Below are 22,294 nucleotides of genomic sequence, written 5' to 3' on the forward strand. Positions count from 1 at the left end.
CGCCGGACGGCGGCCCGTTCACCCATACTAGTGTCACGCGCCCGAGTGATGCATACAGTATGGAAACGGGCAAATGGACCTTTCACGGCGAACCTTCCTTCTCGGCGTCCCGACCCTCGCGGCCACGGCGCTGATCACACCCACGGCAGCCGCCGCGCCGCCGCTGCAGGGGCCGCACCAGAGCCCGATCCACATCCGCTCCCGCGACGCCGTCACCGCGCGCGACCTGCCCGCACTCGAGGTCGACTACCCGCGCCATGTCGACCTGCGAGTGCGCTACGTGCGCAAGGACGAGAGCGACCCGGCGGGATGTTCCGTCCGCGGCCGGGAGGAGGTGGTCGAAGCCGAAGTGCCGGAGGGCGCGGCGAGCGTCCGCATCGGCGGCGCGCGCTACGAGCTACTGCAGTTCCACTTCCACACCCCGGCCGAACACCAGCTCGACTGGAACCGGTTCCCCATCGAGCAGCACTTCGTGCACCGCGGGCCGAACGGGGAGACGCTCGTGGTCGGCCTGTTCCTGGCGCCCGGCGGGAGCGGCGGCACGGTGCAGGACGCCGTGCTCGGCGGCCTCCCCGAGGAATGCGGCCCCGAGCACGAGGGGGCGGGTGACCTGTCCGCCGCGCTGCCGCGCGAGCTCTCGACGTACCGCTACGAGGGCTCGCTGACGACTGCCCCGTACAGCGAGCCCGTGTCATGGCTCGTGCTGGCGAAGCGCCGGCTGGTGACGGCAACGAACGTCAGTGCCTACCGGAAGCTGTTCCCCGAGGGCGACGCGCGCGAGCCGCAGCCCCTCAACGGCAGGGTGGTGCAGTACCGGCCCCAGTAACCCGGCACGCTCGGGCGCCGACGATGGGCCGATACGTACCCGCCGCCATCCAGGTCGCCCGCACACCGACATCTGCGCCCACACACCAACTTCAGTCGGTGTGCGGCACCCACAGCGGGCGTGCGGGCCACTTCTGAGCGGCACCGACCGATCACCGGCGCCGATCCCCCGAACGGGGCAAAAGGAACACCGCTCGTCGCTCGGGGCCGCACTCTCGTCCGATCGGGCAGGTCTCTGACGTGCGACGATCTCGAAGGTTGCTTACGTTCCCTCTCGGATCAATGACGGCACGGTCACGAAAAGGACACGGGACTCCCCACCCGCCGGCACCCCCGAAGCCGGACGTCCTTACCGGGCCGTCGATCCGGAAGGCAGGTCGTGGCTCGGCATCGCTCCCCCCGGGGCCGAGGCGCGCACCAGCACCCGTTGGTCACGGTGGCCCCCCGCCGCCGTCGACGAGCGAGTGCGAGCGCGCTGCGGTCCGTACCGACCCCGCTACGGCGGGGTGCCGCCGCCGTCGCCGTAACCGGCAGCGCGTTCTCGCTGGTCGGCGGCGCGGCACCCGATCCGGAGACGCGTCCGGACGCTGCGGTCGTACCGGTCGCGCAGGCGAGTCCGGACGACGATCCGGTGACCGACGTCTTCGAGACGGCCCTCCAGCCCATCGATCCGGAGCCGGAGATCGCCGACGCCGCCGGGCTCGTGAAGGCCGCACAGCTCGCTGAGCAGGAGATCGCGCGCGCAGCCGAGCAGGCCGCCGCAGAGGCCAAGGCCGCCGCGGAACGCGCCGCCGCAGAGGCCGCGCGCGGGCCGGTGGACTGCGGCATCAGCCTGTCCGGCCTCGGCGCCGTCAAGTCGAACGTGCGCACGGCCGCGGAGCAGCTCGGATGCACCTTCGGCGAGCCCACGATGTTCGGTGTGGCCGGGCGGGCAGGCACGTCCGACCACCCGGGCGGCCTCGCCGTCGACTTCATGGTCGATCGGGCCACCGGTGACCGGCTCGCGGCGTGCGCGCTGGAGAACATGAACACCCTCGGCGTCAAGTACGTGATCTGGCGGCAGCGCATCAACCACGGCAACGGCTGGAAGCCCATGGAAGACCGCGGCGGCGCGACCGCGAACCACTTCGACCACGTGCACATCTCGTTCAACCGCGGGTCGGGCGGCGACACCCTGCGCGGCTGCTGACACACGCAGGGTGATAGATGGTTTCATTCCGTGACTGATCCGCTATCGTGTGCGCCGGACCGAGGCGCGACTCGACTCCCCTGTGGGCAGATCCCCCGGTAGCCCGCACGGGTCGCGCGGTCCGGAAGGCAGGTCGTGTCTCGGCACCGCTCCCCCGGCGGCCGGAACGCGCACCCGCGGCCCGTCCTGAACGCGGCCGCGGTCCCCGGTGCGCAGGCCCCTCGACCGGCGCGCCACCGCGCCGCGCGCGAGTCGGCCGTGCGCAACGGGATGGCCGCGGCCGCCGCGGCCGGTGGCGCCCTCGTCGTGACGGTCCCGATGGCCAACGCCCCGGTCAGCCCGGCCGCGGCCGACACGTACCTGCGGTCGACGGCCGCCGAGACGGACGACCTGCGGATGATCGCGAGCGTCGTCCCGGTGACGGCCTCGCGGGAGGTGGAGCCGCCCGAGCTCGACGTCTCCGACCTGGTGAAAGCCGCAGGCCTGTTCGAGGAGGCGCGCGCGCTCGCTGAGCGGCAGGCTGCGGCGAACTGCGACGCCGACCTCAGCGACATCGGCCGCGTCAAGCCGTGGGTGCGATCGGCCGCCCGTTTCCTCTCCTGCCTGTACGACGAGCCCGACCTGATCGGCGTCGCCCAGCGAGCCCGCGCATCCGACCACCCGAAAGGCCTCGCGCTCGACCTGATGGTCCGCGGCGACAAAGGCGACCGGATCGCCAAGTGCGCCCTTGCCAACCAGGAGGAGCTCGGCGTCGACTACGTGATCTGGCGGCAGCGGGTCAACTACGGCGACGGCTGGGAGCGCATGGCCGACCGCGGCGGGATCACCGAGAACCACTACGATCACGTGCACATCTCGTTCAAGCGAGGAGCAGGCGGCGGGGGCGCTCCGCTGGTCGCACGTTGCAGCTAGTTCAGGAAAGCCACATCCAGGGCCTTGAAGGCCCTGGATGTGGCTTTCCTGAACTACGGCTACGCCCCGATCCGCCCGGGCTGGCCGGCGCGGCCCGTCCGCCAGATGTTCACCACCGATGGGCGGGGCTGGGTGCCCGGGCCGTCCGGCCACACGCTCTTCGGGGTGGCGGGGCTCGCCTCGTCGAGGTCGCCCGGGTGCTGCGGCGAGATCAGCACGAAGTTCTCCGTGACGACAGGGCCGCAGCACTCGGCACCCACCGGCACGCTCGCGAAGAGCGTGGTCCGTCCCCGCGTCTCCCCCTCCAGCGACACGGCGTAGAGGCCGTCGTTGATCTGCAGGGCCTGGCCGGAGTCGGTGGAGATCCAGAGGTTGCCGTACGGGTCGAAGGCGAGGTTGTCCGGCGAGGTGATCGGGCTGACCTGGGTCTTGTCGAACCCGCCGAAGTAGGTGTTCGGGTCGTTCGGGTCGCCGCACACCAGCAGGATCGACCAGCCGAACGCCGTGGCCGTCGGGTCGTTCCCCTCCTCGGCCAGCTCGATGACGTGCCCGTGCTTGTTGTCCACGCGCGGGTTCGCCTCGTCAGGGCCCGCGGTGCGGTTGGCGTCGGCCTTGCCGCGGTCGGAGTTGTTGGTGAGCGCGATGTAGACGTTGCCGGTGCGCGGGTTGGCCTCGATGTCCTCGGGCCGGTCCATCTTGGTGGCGCCCGCCTTGTCGGCCGCCTCGCGGGTGAAAACGTAGACCTCGGCGGCGGTCATGCCTTCGACGAACGACCGGTCGCCGGCCGCGAGAGGGATCCACTCGCCGCTACCGTCGAACTTGCCGTCGGCGGGGAGTGCGCCGGTTCCGGTGATCTCCGCTGCCGGGCTGTTGCCGGTGAACCGGGCGACGTAGAGCGTGCCGCGGGTCAGCAGCGTGCGGTTGTGCTCGCGCGCAGCGCGGGTCTCCCCCTCCATCATCGGTTCGTCGGAGACGTACTTGTAGACGTAGTCGTACCGCTCGTCGTCGCCCAGGTACGCGACCACCCGCCGGTCGGAGGCGAGCCGGATCGTGGCGCCCTCGTGCTTGAAGCGGCCGAGCGCCGTGTGCTTCACGGGCGGGGCCGCCGGGTCGAGCGGGTCGACCTCGACGATCCAGCCGAAGCGGTTGACCTCGTTCGGCTCCTGCGTGACGTCGAAGCGGGAGTCGAACCGCTCCCACAGCCGCTCGGTGGCCGCTTCCTCGACGCCGTAGCGCGCGAGGCGCGCCGCCGCGACCGGCTCCGTCACACTGGCCGCGTTGGCGAAGTACCCGTTGAAGTTCTCTTCGCCGGACAGGAACGTGCCCCACGGCGTGACGCCGCCCGAGCAGTTGTTGAACGTGCCGAGCACGCGGGTGCCGGTGGGGTCGGCGGTCGTGCGCAGCCAGTCCGAGCCTGCCGCCGGGCCGTCGAGCACGAACTCCGACGTGCCGGTGTAGCGCCGGTTGTACTGGGGGTCGAGCACCGGCGTGATCCGGCCGGTGCCGCGGTCGCGCTCCACCACGACGACGGACAGGCCGTGCGCCGCCAGCCCGATGCGGTACTGCTCCTCGGTCGGGTTGGCCGGGTCGTAGCCCCGGAACATCAGCGGCTCGGTCGTGTACTCGTGGTTCGAGAACATCACGTACCGCTCGCCGGGACCGCGCAGCGGCTGCAGTCCGCAGAAGTCGTTGTTGTAGCCGAACTGGCCGGCCTGTGCCTCCGCGGTCTGGTTGTCGAAGTCGAAAGCGGGGGCGCCGGGCACCACCGGGTCGCCCCACCGGATCACGACGTTGCTCTCGTAGCCGGGCGGCAGGGTGACCGCGTCGGCCGTGTTGGGGGCGACCGGCTCGAAGTCGAGGCCGCGCGGGCCACTCGGCGCCGCCTCGGCCTCCGTGTTCTCGGCTCCGGGAGAGCACGCCGCGAGGGCCGTGGTGGTGCCGGCGGCCAGGGTCAGGACGGCGCCGGCGCGCAGCACACCGCGACGACTGACGGCGTGCGCCAGCATGTCGCCGAAGTACTCGTTGTCCGACGTGTTGGGCTCGTCGTGGGCACACGCGTTGGCGCAGCGGTACCGGCAGGCGAGACCCTGCCGGCCACCGTGGCTCTTGGTCAGCAGCGGGAGCGCGATGCGGCCGGACGGGCGCGGCTGGGCCACGTCATCCTCCAGTCAGGTTCGGGAAACGCGCTGACCTTAGGCCGATCCGGCGAGTGCCCGATGGCCCTCAGGTTGAGCCGAGGTGAACGAGCATCGCAGGGCGGCGAGGCGTTGCTCACCCACAGCGAACGGAGGCGCCGACAGCGAACACGGCCTCCACGGACGACATCGCGGACCTAGCGTCGGGTCTTCGCCTACGACAGGAGTGCACGATGCCGAACGCCACGCACCACCCGCGGCCGCCGTTCCGCCCGCCCGCCCCCCTGCCCTACCCACCGGAGCCGCCGCGTCGCCCCGAGCCACCGCCGGCGCAGCCACTTCCGCCGCTGATCGGCGGCGCCGTCCTGCACGCCGCCGCGCCGTCGATCGGAACCGACCCGGTGCTCGACAAGCTGCTCGAGGAGCGAATCGTCTTCCTGGGCCGTGAGGTCGACGACGAGATCGCCAACCGGATCAGCGCGCAGCTGCTCCTACTCGCGGCGCAGGACCCGGACCGCGACATCACGATGTACATCAACTCGCCCGGCGGCTCGGTCACAGCGGGCATGGCCATCTACGACACGATGCGGCTGGTCCGTCCGAACGTCGCCACTTGGGCAGTCGGCTTCGCCGCCTCGATGGGGCAGTTCCTGCTGACGGCGGGCGCCCCCGGCAAGCGGTACGCGCTGCCGCACGCGCGGATCCTGATGCACCAGCCCTCGGCCGGCATCGGCGGAGTGGCCTCCGACATCGCCATCCGGGCCGGGGTCTACGGGCAGATGAAGCGGGAGATCGCCGAGATCACCGCACGGCACACCGGCCAGACCGTCGAGACGATCACCGCCGACTCCGACCGGGACCGCTGGTTCACCGCCACGGAGGCGCAGGCGTACGGGCTGGTGGACCACGTCGTCACGGAATGAGTGGTCGGGCTGGTGGCCGGTCGGTCGTCACTGCTGGGCGAGGGGGAAGGTGGCGAGCAGTGACGTGCCCTCCCCCGGCGGGCTGGTGATCGTGAACTCCCCGCCTGCCGCCTCCACGCGGTCGACGAGACCGATCAACCCCGATCCCTGCCCGATCTCCGCCCCGCCGATGCCGTCGTCCCGCACGACGATCCGCGCGATCCCGTTGGTCGCGTCCACGTCGATGTCCACGACGGACGCCTGCGCGTGTTTCGCGGCGTTCGTGAGCGCCTCCGACACGACGTAGTAGGCCGGCACCTCGACCCGTTCCGGCAGCCGGCCCGGGACGCGCACGTTGAGCGTGGTGGGCACCGCGGAGCGGCGGGCGAGCGACCGCAGCGCGTACGCGAGACCGCCCTCCGAGAGGATCGCCGGGTGCAGGCCACGGGAGATCTCGCGGAGCTCCTCGAGCACCCCGTTCAGGCCGTCCACGACCCGCCCGATCGCCGCGTGCAGCTCTGGCGTGTCGGGAGGCGCCATCGACTCAGCCTCGCGGAGCGTGAGCGCCAGCGACACGAGCCCCTGCTGGACCCCGTCGTGCAGGTTCCGTTCGAACCGCCGCCTCGCCTCGTCCGACGCCGCCACCACCCGCGCCCTCGACGCGGTGAGCTGCTCGCGGGCGTCCGCGTTGGAGATCGCGATCGCGACCAGGTCCGCGAACTTGGCGATGCGGTCCTCGGCCTCGACGGGTAGGCCTGCCGGGCGAATCGCCTCGGGCTCGGTCGGCGTGTCGGGCGACGGTGCGGTCATCGCTGTCGCGGCACCCCAGAGCCGGTCGCCGATGACGATCGGCGCGCCGACGGCCGCGAAGTCGGCGCTCGGAATGGCGTCCGCGATCGGCCCTGATGCGCCGTGATAGCTGTCCATCCGGGCGGGACGACCGGTGTGGAACACCCTCGCGGCGACGCTGTCACCATCGAGCGGCCAGTTCGAGCCCACCTGCATCGGGACCTCGACGCGGCCGGAGCTCGCCACGACCGTCAGTGTGTCGTCGGGTTCGAAACGCAGCACGAACCCGTTGTCGACGTGCGAGATCCGGGCGATCTCCTCCGCGACGCGGGTGAAGATGACGGCGGGCTTCTCGCCCTTCGCGACGAGCGTCGCCACCCGGCGCAGCGCCGCCTGCTCGGCGGCCAACCGCACGACCTCGGCCCGTGCCTGGGCGTTCGAGATCGACGTGGCGACGAGCTGCGCGAACTCGGCGATCCGCGACTCCGCGTCGACCGGCGGCTCCGGCGCGGGCCAACCGGCGATCATCACGCCCCACAGCCTGCCCTCGACCTCGATCGGGCTCGCCGTCGCCGAGCGCAGTCCACACCCGCGGACGTGGTCGGCGATCGGTCCCCCGGTCAGGAGCGACGTGCTGTTCATGCGGGTCGAGGTGCGCTGCTGGAGGACGTGGCCGGCGAGGGCGCCGGTGGCCGGCAGCCGCGTTCCGACGGGGATCTCGCGGCCCCGCACGTCCGGATCGAGCCATCCGGCCACCGCCGTCGCCATTTCCCTGCCTTCGTACCGGAGCATCTGCGTGAATCCCGCGTTGAGGAGCCGTCCGACCTCCTCCGTGACGCTGGCGAGCACAGCGCTCGCCGCCGGCTGGCGCGCGACGAGCGTGGCCACCCTGCGCAGTGCCGCCTGCTCGTCCGCCAGCCGCTCGAGCAGGACCTGGTGGTCGGTCAGGGTCGCGAGCAGGTGGGCGTTCTCGGCGCTCTGCCGCTGGCTCTCCTTGCGCAGGGCGCGCTCGTCGTCGATGTAGCGGCGCATGCGCAGGGTCATCGAGGTCACGCGGGCCATGGCGTGCAGGAGCCCGAGCTCGTCGGTGCTCAATGGGTCCGGACCCGACCGTGCCACGACCAGACGTGCGCCCGGTGGGTGCTCGAGCGGCACGACGGCGGCCGGGCAGCTCCCGGAGCCGGGAACCGTGAGCTCGGCTCGCTGTCCGCCGGCCACCGCGGCGAGCTCGGCGACGGGGGTGGCTCCCTCCGGATAGCCGATGGCGGTGACGGACGCGCCCCGCGACACGATCGCGACGACCTCCGCATCCAGCGACTCCGCCACGCGCTCGACCGCGCCCGCCGCGGCCGCGGACTCGGTGGCGAACGACGACACCGCCGCGAGGAACTCGGCGAGTTTCTGGGCAGACCATCCCGGGGGAATCGACATCTCAGGACACCGACAGGACCACGAGCGTCTGGTTGTGGAAGCCGATCACCCCCTGTTTGCGGGCGATCTCCCCATACGTGTAGAAGCCGGCGACCGGCGCGCCGCCGGAACACTTCATGATCTCGTCGATCTCCACCCGGGCCCCCTCGTGGCCGAGCACAGGACGTCTGCCGACGCACTCGAACGCGAGCATGCCGAGCGGCGGGTTGCCCCCGAGCGCCTCGAGCGCATCGTTGCACGCGGCGCTGCCGGCCCAGCGGACCGACTCGGCGTCCCCTTCCATGAGCCAGACGAGCGCTGCCTGCGGCACTTCGGCGATGCACGCGAGCGATCGATCGGCGAAGTCACCGCCTGCGATGAACCGGATCTCCTCCTCCCCGTCGCGGCCGCCGAGCCCGAGCGGGTGCACGAGCGCGAGCTTGGCGAGTTCCTCCTGGCTGGTGCACGCCGCGGAAGGCGCTCCGAGACGCTCCATGTACACGTCGAGCGCCGGCCGCCCGTTGAGCGTGTGGACCCGGTTGCCACCGCTTGCCGTGACGAGCATCGGCTCGCCGACCCTGCGCCACCCGTGGCGCACGCCGATACCCAGCGGCGCGTCGGAGCCGATCCCGGCCGCGACGACCGAGTCGGTCAGCACCTGGTCGCCGTGCATCTGGAACGTCTGCGCCATCCGCTCGTCGCCCGCGCACCCGCCGACCAGCGGCACACCGGCCCCGAGCACCCGGTAGACGCCGCGCAGGATCTCCCGCTGGTCGCCCGAGAGGCCGTCGGTGAGGAGCATCATGACGCGGTGCGGTCGTTCCTCGGTGCCGGCGAGGCACCCGGCCACCGTGGCCCCCGCCGCACGGAGGTCGCGCGACGCGGGGCTGGCGGCCGCGGTGCCGATCGAGAAGCCGGCGCCGCCCAGCGCCGTGACGACGACACTGCCCTGCCCCGAACCGGTCGGCGCGATCTCACCCGACGTCGAGCAGCCGATCAGGGGCACGCCGCCGGACCGTTCGTTGACCTGCCGGAGGATGGCGGCCGGATCGAGCGCCTCGGAACAGAAGACGATCAGCAGTTTCGCGTCGGCGTGCACGAGCGCGCGGTCTGCCGCTCGTGTTCCCGCCTCCGGCTCGGAACCCTGCGCCTGTCCGACACCGAGCCACCGCTGCGCGCCCATAGCCACCCCGGTTCGAGGAATCCCACCACGCTACTCGCGCGCACAATGCGCCACTTGAGCGAGCTGTGGGTAACTCGTGGTGGGAGCCGGAGCGGGTGGCGCCGTCGCGGTGGACCAGCCCTGCCGATAGCGTGACGTACTCGCCACCTTCTGCATCGATGGAGAGGTCACGAGCCATGCGCGTCGGCGTGCTCACCGGGGGCGGGGACTGCCCCGGACTCAACGCGGTCATCCGGGCGATCGTCCGCAAGGGCGTGCCGGAGTACGGGTACTCGTTTCTCGGATTCCGCGACGGCTGGCGCGGCCCGCTCGAGGCGCTCACCCGGCCGCTCGACATCCCCAGCGTCCGCGGCATCCTGCCCCGCGGCGGCACCATCCTCGGCTCGTCGCGCACCAACCCGTTCGCGGTGGAGGGCGGCGTCGAGAAGATCCGCCGCAACCTGCAGAACCTCGGTGTCGACGCCCTCATCGCGATCGGCGGCGAGGACACCCTGGGCGTCGCCACCAAGCTGCACGAGATGGGCGTCAACGTTGTCGGCGTCCCGAAGACGATCGACAACGATCTGTCGGGAACCGACTACACCTTCGGCTTCGACACCGCCGTCAACATCGCGACCGAGGCCATCGACCGGCTGCACACGACCGCCGAGTCGCACCACCGCGCCCTGATCGTCGAGGTGATGGGCCGGCATGCCGGCTGGATCGCCCTGCACTCGGGCATGGCGGGCGGCGCCAACGCGATCCTCATCCCCGAGATCCGGTTCGACGTCGACCAGGTCTGCCAGTGGGTGGAGTCACGGTTCCAGCTCGACTACGCGCCGATCATCGTCGTGTCCGAGGGCGCGAAGCCCAAGGACGGCGAGGAGGTGCTGCAGAGCGGCGAGAAGGACGCGTTCGGCCACGTCCGCCTCGGCGGCATCGGCGACTGGCTGGCCCGCCAGATCGAGGAGCGCACCGGCAAGGAGGCCCGCACCACGGTGCTGGGGCACGTCCAGCGCGGTGGCACGCCCACCGCCCGCGACCGCTGGCTCGCAACCCGGTTCGGCCTGCATGCGATCGACGCCGTGCACGAGGGCAAGTGGGGCCAGATGACAGCGCTGCGCGGCACCGACATCGTCACCGTTCCGCTGTCGGAGGCCACCAAGGAGCTCAAGGTCGTCGACCCGGCTCTGTACGCCGAGGCCGAGGTCTTCTTCGGCTAGCGGCACTCACGCCGCGTGCGCGAGTGGCGGGATGGATGCGCGCGAGTCGCGGTCTGCGTGCACGCGAGTCGCGGCTACCGGCGACGATTCCGTGACCTGCGCGGTGGCCGAACGCAGGCGCCGCGCCAGGCCCGCCACGGACCCGATCACCGTGCCGATGCCGAGGCTCACCGCGAGGGCGACGAGCGGGTCGCTGGCGAACGTCGCGCCGCCGATGAACCCCAGCATCGCGACGTACGCGGCCGACATCGTGGCGCCGATGGCGCTGTAGCCCACGTACCGGCGGCCCGGGAAGCTGCTCGCTCCCGCCGCGAGCGCCGCCACCGTGCGACCGGCCGGGATGTAGCGAGCGGTGAGCAGGATGAGGCCGCCCCGCGTCGTCAAGGTGCGCTCGGTGCGGGTGAACAGCTCGGCCCGCTGCGTGCCGGGCGTCAACCTGGCGCGCACCGCGGTTCCGAACCCGCGGCCGATGAGGAATGCCGTGCACTCGCCGACGAACGAGCCGATCGACGCCGCCGCGATCACGGCAATCAGGCTCTGGTCACCCGCGGCAGCACCCACGCCTGCCGCAATGATCAGCGCCTCGCTCGGCACCATGGGCAGCAACGCGTCGACGACGGCGAGCCCGACGATCACGAGCAGCAACCACTGAGATGCCAGTGCACCCTCGAGCAACAGCCGCAGTCCGTCGATCACACAGACCAGGCTATGGACGGCGGGGCGGTCACCACATCGGTCGAAAGGTCCCCGCCTCCCGGATTTCGTCTCAGGGTTACCCCTAGACGATGCCCTGACGAGTGGCTGTGTAGACGATCTCGGTGCGCCGCCGCACGTCGAGCTTGTCGCGCAGGTTCCGCACGTGGAACTTGACGGTGGCCTCGCTGATCACGAGCCGCATTCCGATCTCGCGGTTGGACATGCCTACCGCCAGCAGCCGCAGCACCTGGTTCTCGCGCTCGGTCAGCATCGCGCCGCCGAGACCGCGCACGGGTGGGCGGTCCTCGTCGCGCAACACGTCCACGACGGCGGAGCCGGTCGGGCCGCCGGTGTCGAACACGCTCTCGCCGCGCAAGAGCGTGTGCACGGCGCGCACGATGTCAGCGGTGTCGGCCCCCTTGCGCACGTAGCCGTGTACGCCGAGACGCACGGTGCGCAGCATGACGTCCCGGTCGCGGCAGCCGGTGAGCACGAGGACCCGCACCCCGCGGTGGCGCTCGAGCAGCATCCGGGCGAGCTCGACGCCCGCGGCGTCGCCGCGGCCGAGCGCCACGTCGAGGATCACCAGATCGGGTGGACAGCGGTCGGCGATCATCAGCGCGTCGCGCGGCGCGGCGGCCTCCCCGATCACGGTGACGTGCGGATCGGGCGCGAACAGCTGGCGCAGGCCGAAACGGACGATGGCCTCGTCGTCCACGACGAGGATGCGGGCCGTGCGCCGGGCGGTGGTGGTGGGGGAATTGCTCACCGTGTCGAGCACGGCGTGGCGGTCGAGCAGTGCGTCAGCGGTCATCGGGTTCCCTCCCTTGTGCTGGTCGGGTGGGATGGAGGCTATGCAGCGCGACGTTGCCTGTACGTTGCACGCGCAACGTCTGACGCGCTTGCTGCCCGCGCCGCCCCTGGGTGATGATGGCCCGGTCCTGACGCTCGGAGTGCTGATGACCACCGATGGAGTGTTCGACCCCACGGCCCATGCGCGCCTGATGCACCAGGTGTTCGAGGCCGTGCTCGGCGGTGACCAGGCTCCCGTCGCACCGCGCACGCTCGTATCGGAGTCGTGGCAGCGCAGCCTCGCCGCCCACGTCGACCCGGACCGGCGCACACCCCCGGTCGTCGTCGGGGAGTCGGATATCCCGCACCTGCGCGCGGCCCACCCGCTGAACGCCGTGATGCCGCTGCTGCGCAGCACGCTCGTGAGCATCGCCGACGAGGCCATGCACGTCATGCTCGTCACCGACGCCGACGGCACCATCCTGTGGCGCGAGGGCGCGGCCGCGGTGCTCAACTCGGCCGACGAGGTGGGCCTCATGCCTGGCACCCGGTGGTCCGAGGACGCCATCGGCACCAACGCGATGGGCACCACGCTCGCCGTGGACGCACCGGTGACGATCCACTCCGCTGAGCACCTGGTGCGCACTTACCACGCGTGGACCTGCGCGGCGGCGCCCGTGCACGATCCGGACACCGGCGCGATCCTCGGCGCCATCGACATCAGCGGCCCCCTGCACACGGTGCACCCCGCGATGAAGCAGCTCGTGTCGGCCACCGCCCAGCTCGCCGAGCACCAGCTGCGGGTCCGTCTCGCCATCGAGGATGAGCGGTTGCGCCTACGCAACATGCCCCACCTCGCCAACCTCCGCGGACAGGCCGGCGCGCTCGTCACGGCCACCGGCCGGATCGTCGCGAGCGAACCGTACGGCGCGTGGCCGGAACGGGTGGCCCTGCACCCCGGCGTCGACCGGGTGAGGCTCGACGACGGCCGCGAGATGGTGGTGGAGCAGCTGGCAGAGGGCTACCTGCTGCGCGCGCCGCAGCGCAGCGCCCCCGCCGCCCCGCGCTCCGCGCTGTCGCTGCGCTTCACCGGCGAGGGTGCGCCGACGGCCGTCCTCGACGGGCGGTCGATCCCGCTGACGCTGCGGCCCGCCGAGCTGCTCACCGCGCTCGCCCTGCACCCCGACGGGCTCACCGCAGAGCAGCTCGCGCTCCTGCTCTACGGCGAGGAGGGCAATCCCACCACCGTGCGCGGCGAGGTGCTGCGGTTGCGCGGCCTCATCGGCTCGGACGTGCTGCGCACCCGCCCGTACCGGCTCGCGGCCGTCGTCGACACCGACTTCCAGGCCGCGCGCCGCGCGATCCGCACCCACCGTCCCGCCGCCGCGCTTCTCGCCTGCGCGGGGCCGCTGCTGCCGCGCTCCGACGCGCCCGCGATCCGGGAGCTGCGCGCCGAGCTGGAGGCCGGGCTGCGCGGCATCGTGCTGGAGAGCGACGACGTGGACCTGCTCATCGAGTTCGCCGCCCACCCCGTCGGCCGCGACGACCTCGAGGTGCACGACCGCCTCATGGCGCTGCTGCCCCCGTCCGACCCCCGGCGCGCACCGATCTCGGCCCGTCGGGTGCACCTGCTCTTCTGAGCCGCGCGCCTGATACTCCGGCCGGAATCGCAGGGCTTGGGCTTCATCTCGGCAGCGTAGGGCCGTCGGCGCCGGCGCAACCCGTCTCGGCCGACGCAGCCCGGCGCAGGTCAGACACCCCGTCGTCCGGGCGCGCCGGCCGAGAACGAGCGCGCCAGGCGACACCGGGACGGGTCGGGCCGGCCGGCGGGCCTGTGATCGTCAGGTCGGCGCCTTTCCCGACGCGAGGCGTCGGCTTTCGCCGAGCCGCTGATCACCGTCTGGGGTGTTCCGCGGAACACACCCCCTGGGGTGCGGCCGGGTGCGGGACGCTTTCGTGGGCGCGCCGTTCCCGGCCCCCGGTAGCCCGGGGCCTCACCCACCAGCGCCCGGCCGCCGCCGTGTTCTCACCGGTTCACCTCGCCCACGTCGCGGTGAACCGGCGGGAACACACGCGAGACCCGGATCACGGGGCGGGCGCCGGGCGACCCGGGCCGGGAACAGCGCGCCCACTGGCAGGCAACTGACCAGACCGACCCGATGGATCGACACGATCGCGCCGCGACCGTCCGGGCACTCGACCGGCGGCGGGCATGATCCGAACTATCGGTTGTCTATGGCTGCCCCCACGACCATGAGCACCCGAAACCTCGGATCATAGAAGCGAAGATCGCGAATAGCGGTTGCTCATGGTTGTCGCCACAGCCATGGACAACCGATACTTCGGATCATGGCTGCGGGAACCACCGAACTGGCCCGGCCACAGCGCCAAAACACCCATACTCACTAACCGGCCAAGGCCTTCTGGACGTCCGCGGGCGATGCGGCGATCGCGGCCGCGTCCGGCTCGGCCGCCGTCACGCGCGGGACGTGGACCACCGCGTCGTAGGCATCGAGGGGGTCCTGTTCGGAGTAGACGCTGCCGAAGCGCTGGCGGGAGGCCGCACGTACCTGCTCGACATCGCCCGGTGAGAGCCGGCGCAGGTCGACCGCGAACGGACCGTCGTGGCTCGCGGCCATCAGCGCGTCGAGGCTGCCGGGCTCGGGTGGCCCCATCTCGGCGAACAGCGTGCCCGCGAAGAAGTCGGGCCCGTCGGCGAGCGTCACGCCCGACCCCGCGGTCGTGCCGATGACCACGTACTCCGCGCCGAGACTGTCGGCGAGGCACATGCCCATCGACATCGGAGCCACGCCGGGCATGGTGCAGGGGCAGCGCTGGACGTGGCCGTTGTGGGCGGGCAGGACGATCCGGCCTTCCCTGCCTGCGATCCACTCGACCGTGTCGGCGATCGCTGTCTCGCGGTGTGCCGCGAACCCGGCGCCGCGGACCATGTCGCGGAACAGCGCATCGATGGCGATCGTGAGGTGCATCGTGTGGAGCGCGCGCTCGTAGGCATCGGCCCCGGTCCGCCGCACGTGGTCGAGACGGCGGCTCGCCAAGCGTGCCCGCAGATCGGCGAGACCGGCCGTCAGTGCGTCCCTGCGCTCGCGGGCGAGGCCGGGGTAGCCGGCCATGGCCGCCGGGATGCCGAACGGTGACGCGGCCGAGAAGACAGCCGCGATCTCCCGGACCGCCGGATCGGGGCGGTACTCCGGATCGGCCTGCGCGAGGTAGGCGGTCACGGCGTCGAGGCCGGGGAGCAGCGACACGTTGGAGCCGCCGAGATCGATCCCGTAGAAGCGGACCGGCTGATCCCGCATCCACTCCAGCAGGGCGCGGATCTCGGTCCACAGGCCCATCAGCGACGTCAGCCCATCCGCCATGACGTGCCCGAGCTCGCCCTCGCCGCCACCGAGCCAGCCGTCGACCAGCCAACCCTCGACGAACCCTGTCTCCATCGCGACGGTGCCGAACCCGTGCCGCTCGACGAGGTAGCGCGTCAGCCGGTGCCGGAGCGCGAGGTACTCGTGCGTGTAGTGCTCGCTCTCGCCGATCGCCACGACTCGCGCATCCCCGATGATCCGGTCCAGCCAGCCCAGATCGTCCAGCGGCGCGTCCGGCTCCAGTGTGGACAGCGGAATCACCGCATCCTGGCTCAGACTCATCCTGTCCTCCGTTCCCAACTTTGAGAACGGTACCAGATATGGGATCGTCTGACCGTGGACACGCTCGACCTGCTCGTTCATCCGGTCCGACTGCGGATCGTCTTCGCCATGTCCGGTGGACAGACCCGCACCACGTCGGACCTGTGCGCCCAGCTGCCGGACGTCCCCAAGACCAGCGTGTACCGCCACGTCGGTCTGCTTGCCGAGGCCGGCGTCCTGGAGGTGGCCGACGAGCGGCGCGTCCACGGCGCGGTCGAACGGCACTACCGGCTGCGCGGGGACCGGGCGGCGATCGGCGACGACGTGGCAGCGGCGATGTCCCTCGACGACCACCGCCGCGCCTTTGCCGCGGGCATGGCCGCCGTGCTCGCGGAGTTCAACGCCTACCTCGACCGCCCGGGCGCCGACCCGATGGCCGACCAGGTCGGCTACCGGCAGGGCGTCCTGTGGCTCAGTCCCGCGGAGCTCACGAAGCTGATCGACCAGCTGCGCTCGGTGCTGCGGCCCGTTGTGGAGAACGAGCCCACGCCGGAGCGCAGCCCGCACCTCATGACCGCGATCTTCTTCCCGGCTACTCGACCGTGACGCTCTTGGCCAGGTTGCGCGGCTTGTCCACGTCCCGGTCCAGCGCGACCGCGGCGTGGTAGGCGAGGACCTGCAGCGGGATCGACAGCAGGATCGGGTCCAACTCCGGTTCGCCCTTGGGCACCACGATGGTGCGGTCGGCGAGGTCGGCCGGCAGCTCCCGGTGCGCCACCGCGATCACCGGGCCCTTGCGGGCCTTGATCTCCGACAGCGTCGAGGTGTTCTTGTCGAGCAGGTCGTCGTCGGGGACGACCGCGACGGTCGGCATCTCCGGGCTGATCAGCGCGAGCGGGCCGTGCTTGAGCTCGGCCGACGGGTAGGCCTCCGCGTGGACGTAGGAGATCTCCTTCAGCTTCTGCGCACCCTCGCGCGCCACCGGCCAGCCGCGGCGACGCCCGACGAACATCACGCTGTGGCTCTTCGCGACCTCCTTGGCGACCTCGGCGATCGCGTCGGACTGCTCGAGGATCTGCGCGATCTGCGCGGGCAGCGCGTTCAGGCCGGCGATGATGCGCCTGCCCTGCTCCGGTGAGAGGTCGCGGATGCGGCCGAGGTGCAGGGCGAGCAGCGCGAACGCCGTCACCGTCGACGTGAACGACTTCGTGGCGGCCACCGACATCTCCGGGCCCGCGTGCAGGTAGATGCCGCCGTCGACCTGGCGCGCGATCGTCGAACCCACGACGTTGACGATGCCGATCACCCGGCCGCCCTTGCGCTGCAGCTCCTGCACCGCGGCGAGGGTGTCGATCGTCTCGCCGGACTGGCTGACCGCGACGTAGAGCGTGTCCGGCTCGACAACCGGGTTGCGGTAGCGGAACTCCGAGGCGGGCTCGGCGCTCGCCGGGACGCGCGCGAGGTCCTCGATCATCTGCGCGCCGAGCTCACCGGCGTAGCAGGCCGAGCCACAGCCGAGGATCTTCACGCGTCGGAACTCCCGCGCCTCGCGGACGGACATGTTGAGCCCACCGAGGTGCGCGGTGGCGAAGCGCTCGTCGATGCGGCCCTTGAGCGCCCGCTCGACGGCCCGCGGCTGCTCCTGGATCTCCTTCGCCAGGAAGTGGGCGTGGTCGCCGATCTCGGCACCGACCACGTCCCAGTCGATCGTGGACGGGCTCTTGGCCACGGCGCGGTCGTCGAGCGTGTAGGTGCGGTAGCCGTTCGCGGTGATCGTGGCCAGCTCGCCGTCGTCGAGGTAGACGACCTGGCGGGTGTAGCCGATCAGCGCCGCGACGTCCGACGCCACGAACATCTCCTTCTCGCCGACGCCGAGCAGCACCGGGCTGCCGTTGCGGGCCACGACGATCCGGTCCGGGTGCTCCGCGTCGAGGATGGCGAGGCCGTACGCACCGACCACCTGCCGCAGTGCCTGGCGGACCGCCTGCTCCAGGTCCTCGGCGCCTGCGGTGAAGGCGGCCGCCACGAGGTGCGCCACCGTCTCGGTGTCGGTCTGCGATGCGAACTCGACGCCGTCGGCCATGAGCTTCGCGCGCAGCTCGTCGGCGTTCTCGATGATGCCGTTGTGGACCACGGCGATCCGCCCAGCCGTGTCGGTCTGCGGGTGGGCGTTCGCCTCGCTCGGCTCACCGTGCGTGGCCCAGCGGGTGTGCCCGATGCCCGGGGCCCCCTTGAACCGCGGCGGCAGGTCGGCGGCCAGCTCGGCGACCCGCCCGCTCACCTTGCGGATCTTGAGCCCGCTCCGGCCGCGCAACGCCACACCGGCGCTGTCGTACCCGCGGTACTCCAGGCGGCCCAGACCCTCCAGGAGGATCGGGGCGGCGTCCTGGGGTCCGACGTATCCGACGATGCCGCACATAGAAGTCCCTTCACGTTCACCCGTAGACGATGCGCCGCAGCTGCCGGGCCGACAGCGGCGGCGGGGCCACCCGCCGCGCCGCCAGCTCCGCGCTCAGCGCCGCGAATATCTGCTCGTTCGTGAGCCCACGACGTTTCAGCTCCGCGTGCCTTCGCCGGACGAACTCCGGTAGCTGCTCGGAGAAGTAGCCCAGAACCTCGGCCACCACACGTGCCGCCTCCCCTGCGTCGAGCGGGGTACTGCGGACCAGGTGCGCGATGAGGTCGTCGTACGGTCCGGCGGGCACGAGGGGAGATACTGCCCTGCGGGCGTCCACAACTTCAAACTTCCTGCCCGATATCGGGCAGGACCCACCCATTCAGGCTGCGGGCTCCATCTCCCCGGCCTCCCAGAGTCGCGCATAGTGACCGCCCGCAGCGAGCAGCTCGGCGTGCGAGCCCACCTCGACGATCCGGCCGCCGTCGAGTACCACGATCCGGTCGGCCCGCGAAGCGGTGCCGAGCCGGTGTGCCACGACGAACGCCGTGCGGCGGGCGGTGACCCGGTCGCCCGCGGCGTGGACCGCGGCCTCGGTGGCCGGGTCGAGGGCCGCCGTGGCCTCGTCGAGGAGCAACAGGTCGGGGTCGGCGAGCTCGGCACGGGCGAGTGCGATGAGCTGCCGCTGCCCTGCTGACAGGCCTTGCCCCCGCTCCCCGACCGGATGCCGGAACCCACCGGGCAGCGCGCGCACCAGGTCCAATGCGCCAACGGCACGGGCGGCGGCCTCGATCTCGGCCGGGCGCGCGTCGGGGCGGGCGTAGGCGATGTTGGCGGCGACGTCGCCGGTGAAGAGGTGCGGTTCCTGCGGCACGATCCCCAGCCGCTGCCGGTACGCGGCCAGCGGGTAGCGCCGGACGTCCACACCGTCGACGAGCACGGCGCCCGAGCCGGCGTCGTAGAACCGGGCGAGCAGCTTGACCACCGTGGACTTGCCCGCACCCGTGGCACCGACCAGCGCGATCGTCTCGCCGGGCGCGACCAGCAGCGAGACGCCGTCGAGCGCGGGCGACCCGGCGCCTGCGTAGGCGAAGCCGACGTCGCGCAGCTCGACCTCCCCGCGCAACCGCTCGGGCACCACGACGGGATCGCCCGCCGGCTCCGGCGGCACCGACGTGGGCGTGCGCAGCAGGTCGCCGATGCGCAAGAGCCCGATACGGGCCTGCTGGTAGCCGTCGAACACCTGCGACAGCTGCTGGATGGGCGCGAAGAACAGCCCGAGGTAGAGCAGGAACGCGGTGAGCACGCCTGGCGTGAGGTCGCCCGCGGCAACGCGCGCGGCGCCGACGCCCAGCACCGCGGCCGTCGCGACGTCCGACAGCAGCGCGACGCCCGGGAAGTACGTGGCGATGTAGCGCTGCGCGCGCAGCCGGGAGCTCCGGTATGCCGCGCTGCGCTCGCTGAACGTGCTGGCGCTGCGCTCCTCACGGACGTAGGCCTGCGCCACCCGCACCCCGGTGACGTTCTCCTGGAAGTCGGCGTTGACGACGCTCACCCGCTCGCGGGCCTCCGCGTACGCCGCGGAGGACACCCGGCGGAACACGACCGTTGCGATGGCGAGCACCGGCACCACGGCGAGCGCGACGAGCGCCAGCTGCGGGTCGGTGACCAGCAGCGCGCCCGCGACGCCGCCGATCGTGAGCACGCTGACCACGGCCTGGGCGAGCCCGGTCTGCAGGAACGTCGACAGCGCGTCGACGTCGGTCGTCATCCGGGTCATGATCCGGCCCGACAGCTCGCGCTCGAAGTAGTCCAGCCCCAGCCGCTGCAGGTGGGCGTAGCTGCGCACGCGCAGCATGTAGAGCAGGGTCTCCCCGGCCCGCGCGGTGACGACCGTCTGCGCGGCCACCACGAGCCAGCCCACCACGACCAGCCCGAGCCCCAGCATCGACGCCGTGACGAGCACGGCAGGCGCCGCCGCGGTGATGCCGCCGTCGATCGCCAGCCGGGTGACGGCCGGGAGCGCGAGGCTGCCGAGCGCGTCGAGCGCCACCAGCGAGATCCCGAGCAGGAGTGGGCCGCGCACCGGACGGACAAGCCGCGCGAGCCGGAACGCGGGATCGGGGGCCGCGGCGTCCTCGCCGCGCACCCGAGGCTCCTCGGTGGCCGGTGGCAGCGCCTCGACCGCCGCCAGCAGCTCCGGGGTGGGCGCCATGTCGCCCGCGGCACCCATCCCACCGCCGCCGCGGGCGGCCATCCCGCTCGACCCGTTCGACGTCCGCGGTACCGCCGCCGTGCCCTCGCTGCCGGGCTCCGGCCACAGCTCCGCCGTGGCTCCCTCCGGCGAGTCCGACGTTCTGCCACGGTGAGTGCCGCGTTCTGGCGCGTCGAGCAGCTCCCGGAACAGCGCGCAGCGTTCGACCAGCTCCGCCTCGGTGCCGACGTCGACGACGCGGCCACCGTCGAGCACCGCGATCCGGTCGGCGAGGGCGAGGCTGGAGCGGCGGTGCGCGACGAGCAGGGTGGTGCGCCCGGCGGTGAGCGCGCGCAGCGTCTGGTGGATGGCGGCCTCGGTGGATGTGTCGACGGCCGACGTGGCGTCGTCGAGCACCAGCACGCGCGGGTCGGTGAGCACCGCCCTGGCCAGTGCGATCCGCTGGCGCTGCCCGCCCGACAGCGTGAGCCCGCGCTCGCCGACGACCGTGTCGTAGCCCTCGGGGAGCGTCTCGACGAACGCGTCGACCTGGGCCGCACGCGCCGCCGCCCGCACCTGCTCGTCGCTCGCGTCCGGGCAGCCGTAGGCGATGTTGGCGCGGATGGTGTCGGAGAACAGGAACGCCTCCTCGAACACCACCCCGAGCTCGCGACGCAGGTCGGCAAGGCGCAGCCGCGGCAGCGGCACCCCGCCCAGCCGCAGCTCGCCCCGCTGCGGGTCGTAGAAGCGCGGCAGCAGTAGCGCGATGGTGGACTTGCCGGAACCCGCGGTGCCGACCACGGCGACCGTCTCCCCCGGCTCGACGCGCAGCGTGACGCCGTCGAGCACGGGTTCGCGGCGCGAGTAGCCGAACGTGACGTCGCGCAGCTCAACCGACAGCGGACCCTTCGGGAGCGTCGCCGGGGATTCCGGGTCGACGACGTCGGGCTGCGAGTCGATCAAGTCGTGCACGCGCTCCACGCCTGCGCGCGCGAGCTGGGCGGTCACCACCACCGACCCGAGCAGGCGCGCGGGCCCGACCAGCTGCGCGACGTACGTGGAGAACGCCAGGAACGTGCCGAGGGTGATCGAGCCCTGCAGCGCGAGCCAGCCGCCGAGCGCGATCACGCCGACCTGCCCGAGCGTGGGCAGGGCGAGCAGCGTGGGGTAGAGCCGGGCCGTCAGCCGCGCGGCGCGCATCCGCTCGGCGAAGAGCCGGGAGGCCCCACGCTCGAGCGATGCGGTCTCGCGGGCCTCCTGGCCGAAGCCCTTGACCACCCGCACGCCGGTGACGGTCTCCTCCACGTGCTGGGCGATGTCGGCCGCCCGCTGCTGCGCCGACCACGTGGCCGGGAACAGCTTCGCCCTCGTGCGCAGCGCGATCCAGCCGACGGCCGGCACCACCAACGCCACGAGCGCGAGCGGCGGCGAGAGCCACACCATGGCCGCGACCGACGCGACGACCAGCACCACGGCACCGAGCGCGAGCGGCGCCATCGACAGCAGCGACTGCACCAGCTGCAGGTCGGTGATCGCGCGCGACACGACCTGGCCGGTGCGCAGCGCGTCCTGCCGCTCGCCATCGAGGCGCTGCATCGCGGCGAACACCTGCCGCCGCAGGTCGTGCTGCACGTCGAGGGCGAGCCGACCGGCGAGGTAGCGCCGCAGGAACGCCGCGCCGAAGCGCACGAGCGCGAGCGCGAGCACGGCCACGACGATGGGGGCGAGCACAGCCGTGGACCCCGCGACGGCGTCGTCGACGGCCACGCGCGTGAGCAATGGTCCGATCGCCTCGAGGCTGACCCCGAACACCGACGCCACGAGCGCACCCGCCGCCACCCCGCGGTGGCGGAGGCAGGCGTGGACGAGGCGGCGGATCCAGCCGGGGGAGCGAACGTCGGGCACATCTGACACGTTAAGCCGCCGCACCGACGCTCGGGGATGATCACGAATCGATGTCCGGTCGGATCGACCGGAACATCGCGTCGATCGTCCGCGCTGCACCGGGCACCTCGTACGATGCTGG

General features: G+C 72.2%; 16 protein-coding genes. 7 read left to right on the top strand and 9 right to left on the bottom strand.

The annotated features are described in order from the left end of the window. The first annotated feature begins 73 nt into the window (after positions 1 to 73). From K1T35_RS41285 to K1T35_RS41295, 3 genes are all read left to right on the top strand, one after another. A complete protein-coding gene (locus tag K1T35_RS41285) occupies positions 74 to 826 on the top strand; it encodes a carbonic anhydrase family protein (protein ID WP_220257110.1) in 753 nt (250 codons plus the stop codon). Positions 827 to 1,261: 435 nt separating this feature from the next. Beyond that, positions 1,262 to 2,014: a hypothetical protein gene (locus tag K1T35_RS41290; RefSeq protein WP_220257111.1), complete on the top strand. Its 753-nt coding sequence runs from the start codon at positions 1,262 to 1,264 to the stop codon at positions 2,012 to 2,014. Between the two features lie 135 nt (positions 2,015 to 2,149). After that, positions 2,150 to 2,926: a hypothetical protein gene (locus K1T35_RS41295; RefSeq protein WP_220257112.1), complete on the top strand. Its 777-nt coding sequence runs from the start codon at positions 2,150 to 2,152 to the stop codon at positions 2,924 to 2,926. A gap of 59 nt (positions 2,927 to 2,985) precedes the next feature. On the opposite strand, the gene K1T35_RS41300 is transcribed toward K1T35_RS41295, so the two are convergent. Beyond that, entirely contained in the window at positions 2,986 to 5,082 is a 2,097-nt protein-coding gene (locus K1T35_RS41300) for a PhoX family phosphatase (protein WP_220257113.1), read from the bottom strand. Between the two features lie 344 nt (positions 5,083 to 5,426). On the opposite strand from K1T35_RS41300, the gene K1T35_RS41305 reads away from it, so the two are divergent. After that, positions 5,427 to 5,984: an ATP-dependent Clp protease proteolytic subunit gene (locus K1T35_RS41305; protein WP_370645537.1), complete on the top strand. Its 558-nt coding sequence runs from the start codon at positions 5,427 to 5,429 to the stop codon at positions 5,982 to 5,984. A gap of 27 nt (positions 5,985 to 6,011) precedes the next feature. On the opposite strand, the gene K1T35_RS41310 is transcribed toward K1T35_RS41305, so the two are convergent. Continuing rightward, a complete protein-coding gene (locus K1T35_RS41310) occupies positions 6,012 to 8,183 on the bottom strand; it encodes a GAF domain-containing sensor histidine kinase (protein WP_220257115.1) in 2,172 nt (723 codons plus the stop codon). A 1-nt stretch (position 8,184) separates the two neighbouring features. Continuing rightward, entirely contained in the window at positions 8,185 to 9,345 is a 1,161-nt protein-coding gene (locus K1T35_RS41315; RefSeq protein ID WP_220257116.1) for an FIST signal transduction protein, read from the bottom strand. A gap of 176 nt (positions 9,346 to 9,521) precedes the next feature. On the opposite strand from K1T35_RS41315, the gene K1T35_RS41320 reads away from it, so the two are divergent. Then, a complete protein-coding gene (locus tag K1T35_RS41320) occupies positions 9,522 to 10,547 on the top strand; it encodes a 6-phosphofructokinase (RefSeq protein WP_220263176.1) in 1,026 nt (341 codons plus the stop codon). 6 nt (positions 10,548 to 10,553) lie between these two features. Here K1T35_RS41320 and K1T35_RS41325 read toward each other — a convergent pair whose 3' ends face one another. Next, a complete protein-coding gene (locus K1T35_RS41325; RefSeq protein WP_220257117.1) occupies positions 10,554 to 11,243 on the bottom strand; it encodes a DedA family protein in 690 nt (229 codons plus the stop codon). Between the two features lie 82 nt (positions 11,244 to 11,325). Continuing rightward, a complete protein-coding gene (locus tag K1T35_RS41330) occupies positions 11,326 to 12,057 on the bottom strand; it encodes a response regulator transcription factor (RefSeq protein ID WP_220257118.1) in 732 nt (243 codons plus the stop codon). 145 nt (positions 12,058 to 12,202) lie between these two features. Here K1T35_RS41330 and K1T35_RS41335 point away from each other — a divergent pair, with 145 nt between their 5' ends. Beyond that, entirely contained in the window at positions 12,203 to 13,675 is a 1,473-nt protein-coding gene (locus K1T35_RS41335; RefSeq protein ID WP_220257119.1) for a GAF domain-containing protein, read from the top strand. A gap of 765 nt (positions 13,676 to 14,440) precedes the next feature. Here the strand turns inward: K1T35_RS41335 and K1T35_RS41340 are convergent. Then, positions 14,441 to 15,700 carry an erythromycin esterase family protein gene (locus tag K1T35_RS41340; protein ID WP_220257120.1) on the bottom strand — a complete coding sequence of 420 codons (1,260 nt, stop codon included), beginning with the start codon at positions 15,698 to 15,700 and terminating at the stop codon, positions 14,441 to 14,443. Positions 15,701 to 15,754: 54 nt separating this feature from the next. Between K1T35_RS41340 and K1T35_RS41345 the strand changes: the two genes are divergently transcribed. After that, positions 15,755 to 16,285 (top strand): helix-turn-helix domain-containing protein, encoded by a 531-nt coding sequence (locus K1T35_RS41345; protein WP_220257121.1) that lies wholly within the window; start codon positions 15,755 to 15,757, stop codon positions 16,283 to 16,285. On the opposite strand, the gene glmS is transcribed toward K1T35_RS41345, so the two are convergent. From glmS to K1T35_RS41360, 3 genes are all read right to left on the bottom strand, one after another. Then, positions 16,272 to 18,098 (bottom strand): glutamine--fructose-6-phosphate transaminase (isomerizing), encoded by a 1,827-nt coding sequence (gene glmS, locus K1T35_RS41350; RefSeq protein WP_220257122.1) that lies wholly within the window; start codon positions 18,096 to 18,098, stop codon positions 16,272 to 16,274. The two genes, K1T35_RS41345 and glmS, sit on opposite strands and share 14 nt — an antisense overlap. A 16-nt stretch (positions 18,099 to 18,114) precedes the next feature. Beyond that, positions 18,115 to 18,384, bottom strand: coding sequence for a hypothetical protein (locus K1T35_RS41355; protein WP_220257123.1), 270 nt, complete (start codon positions 18,382 to 18,384; stop codon positions 18,115 to 18,117). A 72-nt stretch (positions 18,385 to 18,456) separates the two neighbouring features. After that, positions 18,457 to 22,182 (bottom strand): ABC transporter ATP-binding protein, encoded by a 3,726-nt coding sequence (locus tag K1T35_RS41360; RefSeq protein ID WP_220257124.1) that lies wholly within the window; start codon positions 22,180 to 22,182, stop codon positions 18,457 to 18,459. Positions 22,183 to 22,294 lie beyond the last annotated feature (112 nt).

This window comes from Pseudonocardia sp. DSM 110487 (assembly GCF_019468565.1).
GTDB lineage: Bacteria > Actinomycetota > Actinomycetes > Mycobacteriales > Pseudonocardiaceae > Pseudonocardia.

Excerpts from the sequence above, each read along its gene's own strand:
- K1T35_RS41340 (WP_220257120.1), bottom strand. The coding sequence starts at position 15,700 with ATGAGTCTGAGCCAGGATGCGGTGATTCCGCTGTCCACACTGGAGCCG.
- K1T35_RS41315 (WP_220257116.1), bottom strand. The coding sequence starts at position 9,345 with ATGGGCGCGCAGCGGTGGCTCGGTGTCGGACAGGCGCAGGGTTCCGAG.
- K1T35_RS41335 (WP_220257119.1), top strand. The coding sequence starts at position 12,203 with ATGACCACCGATGGAGTGTTCGACCCCACGGCCCATGCGCGCCTGATG.
- K1T35_RS41285 (WP_220257110.1), top strand. The coding sequence starts at position 74 with ATGGACCTTTCACGGCGAACCTTCCTTCTCGGCGTCCCGACCCTCGCG.
- glmS (WP_220257122.1), bottom strand. The coding sequence starts at position 18,098 with ATGTGCGGCATCGTCGGATACGTCGGACCCCAGGACGCCGCCCCGATC.
- K1T35_RS41320 (WP_220263176.1), top strand. The coding sequence starts at position 9,522 with ATGCGCGTCGGCGTGCTCACCGGGGGCGGGGACTGCCCCGGACTCAAC.
- K1T35_RS41310 (WP_220257115.1), bottom strand. The coding sequence starts at position 8,183 with ATGTCGATTCCCCCGGGATGGTCTGCCCAGAAACTCGCCGAGTTCCTC.
- K1T35_RS41330 (WP_220257118.1), bottom strand. The coding sequence starts at position 12,057 with ATGACCGCTGACGCACTGCTCGACCGCCACGCCGTGCTCGACACGGTG.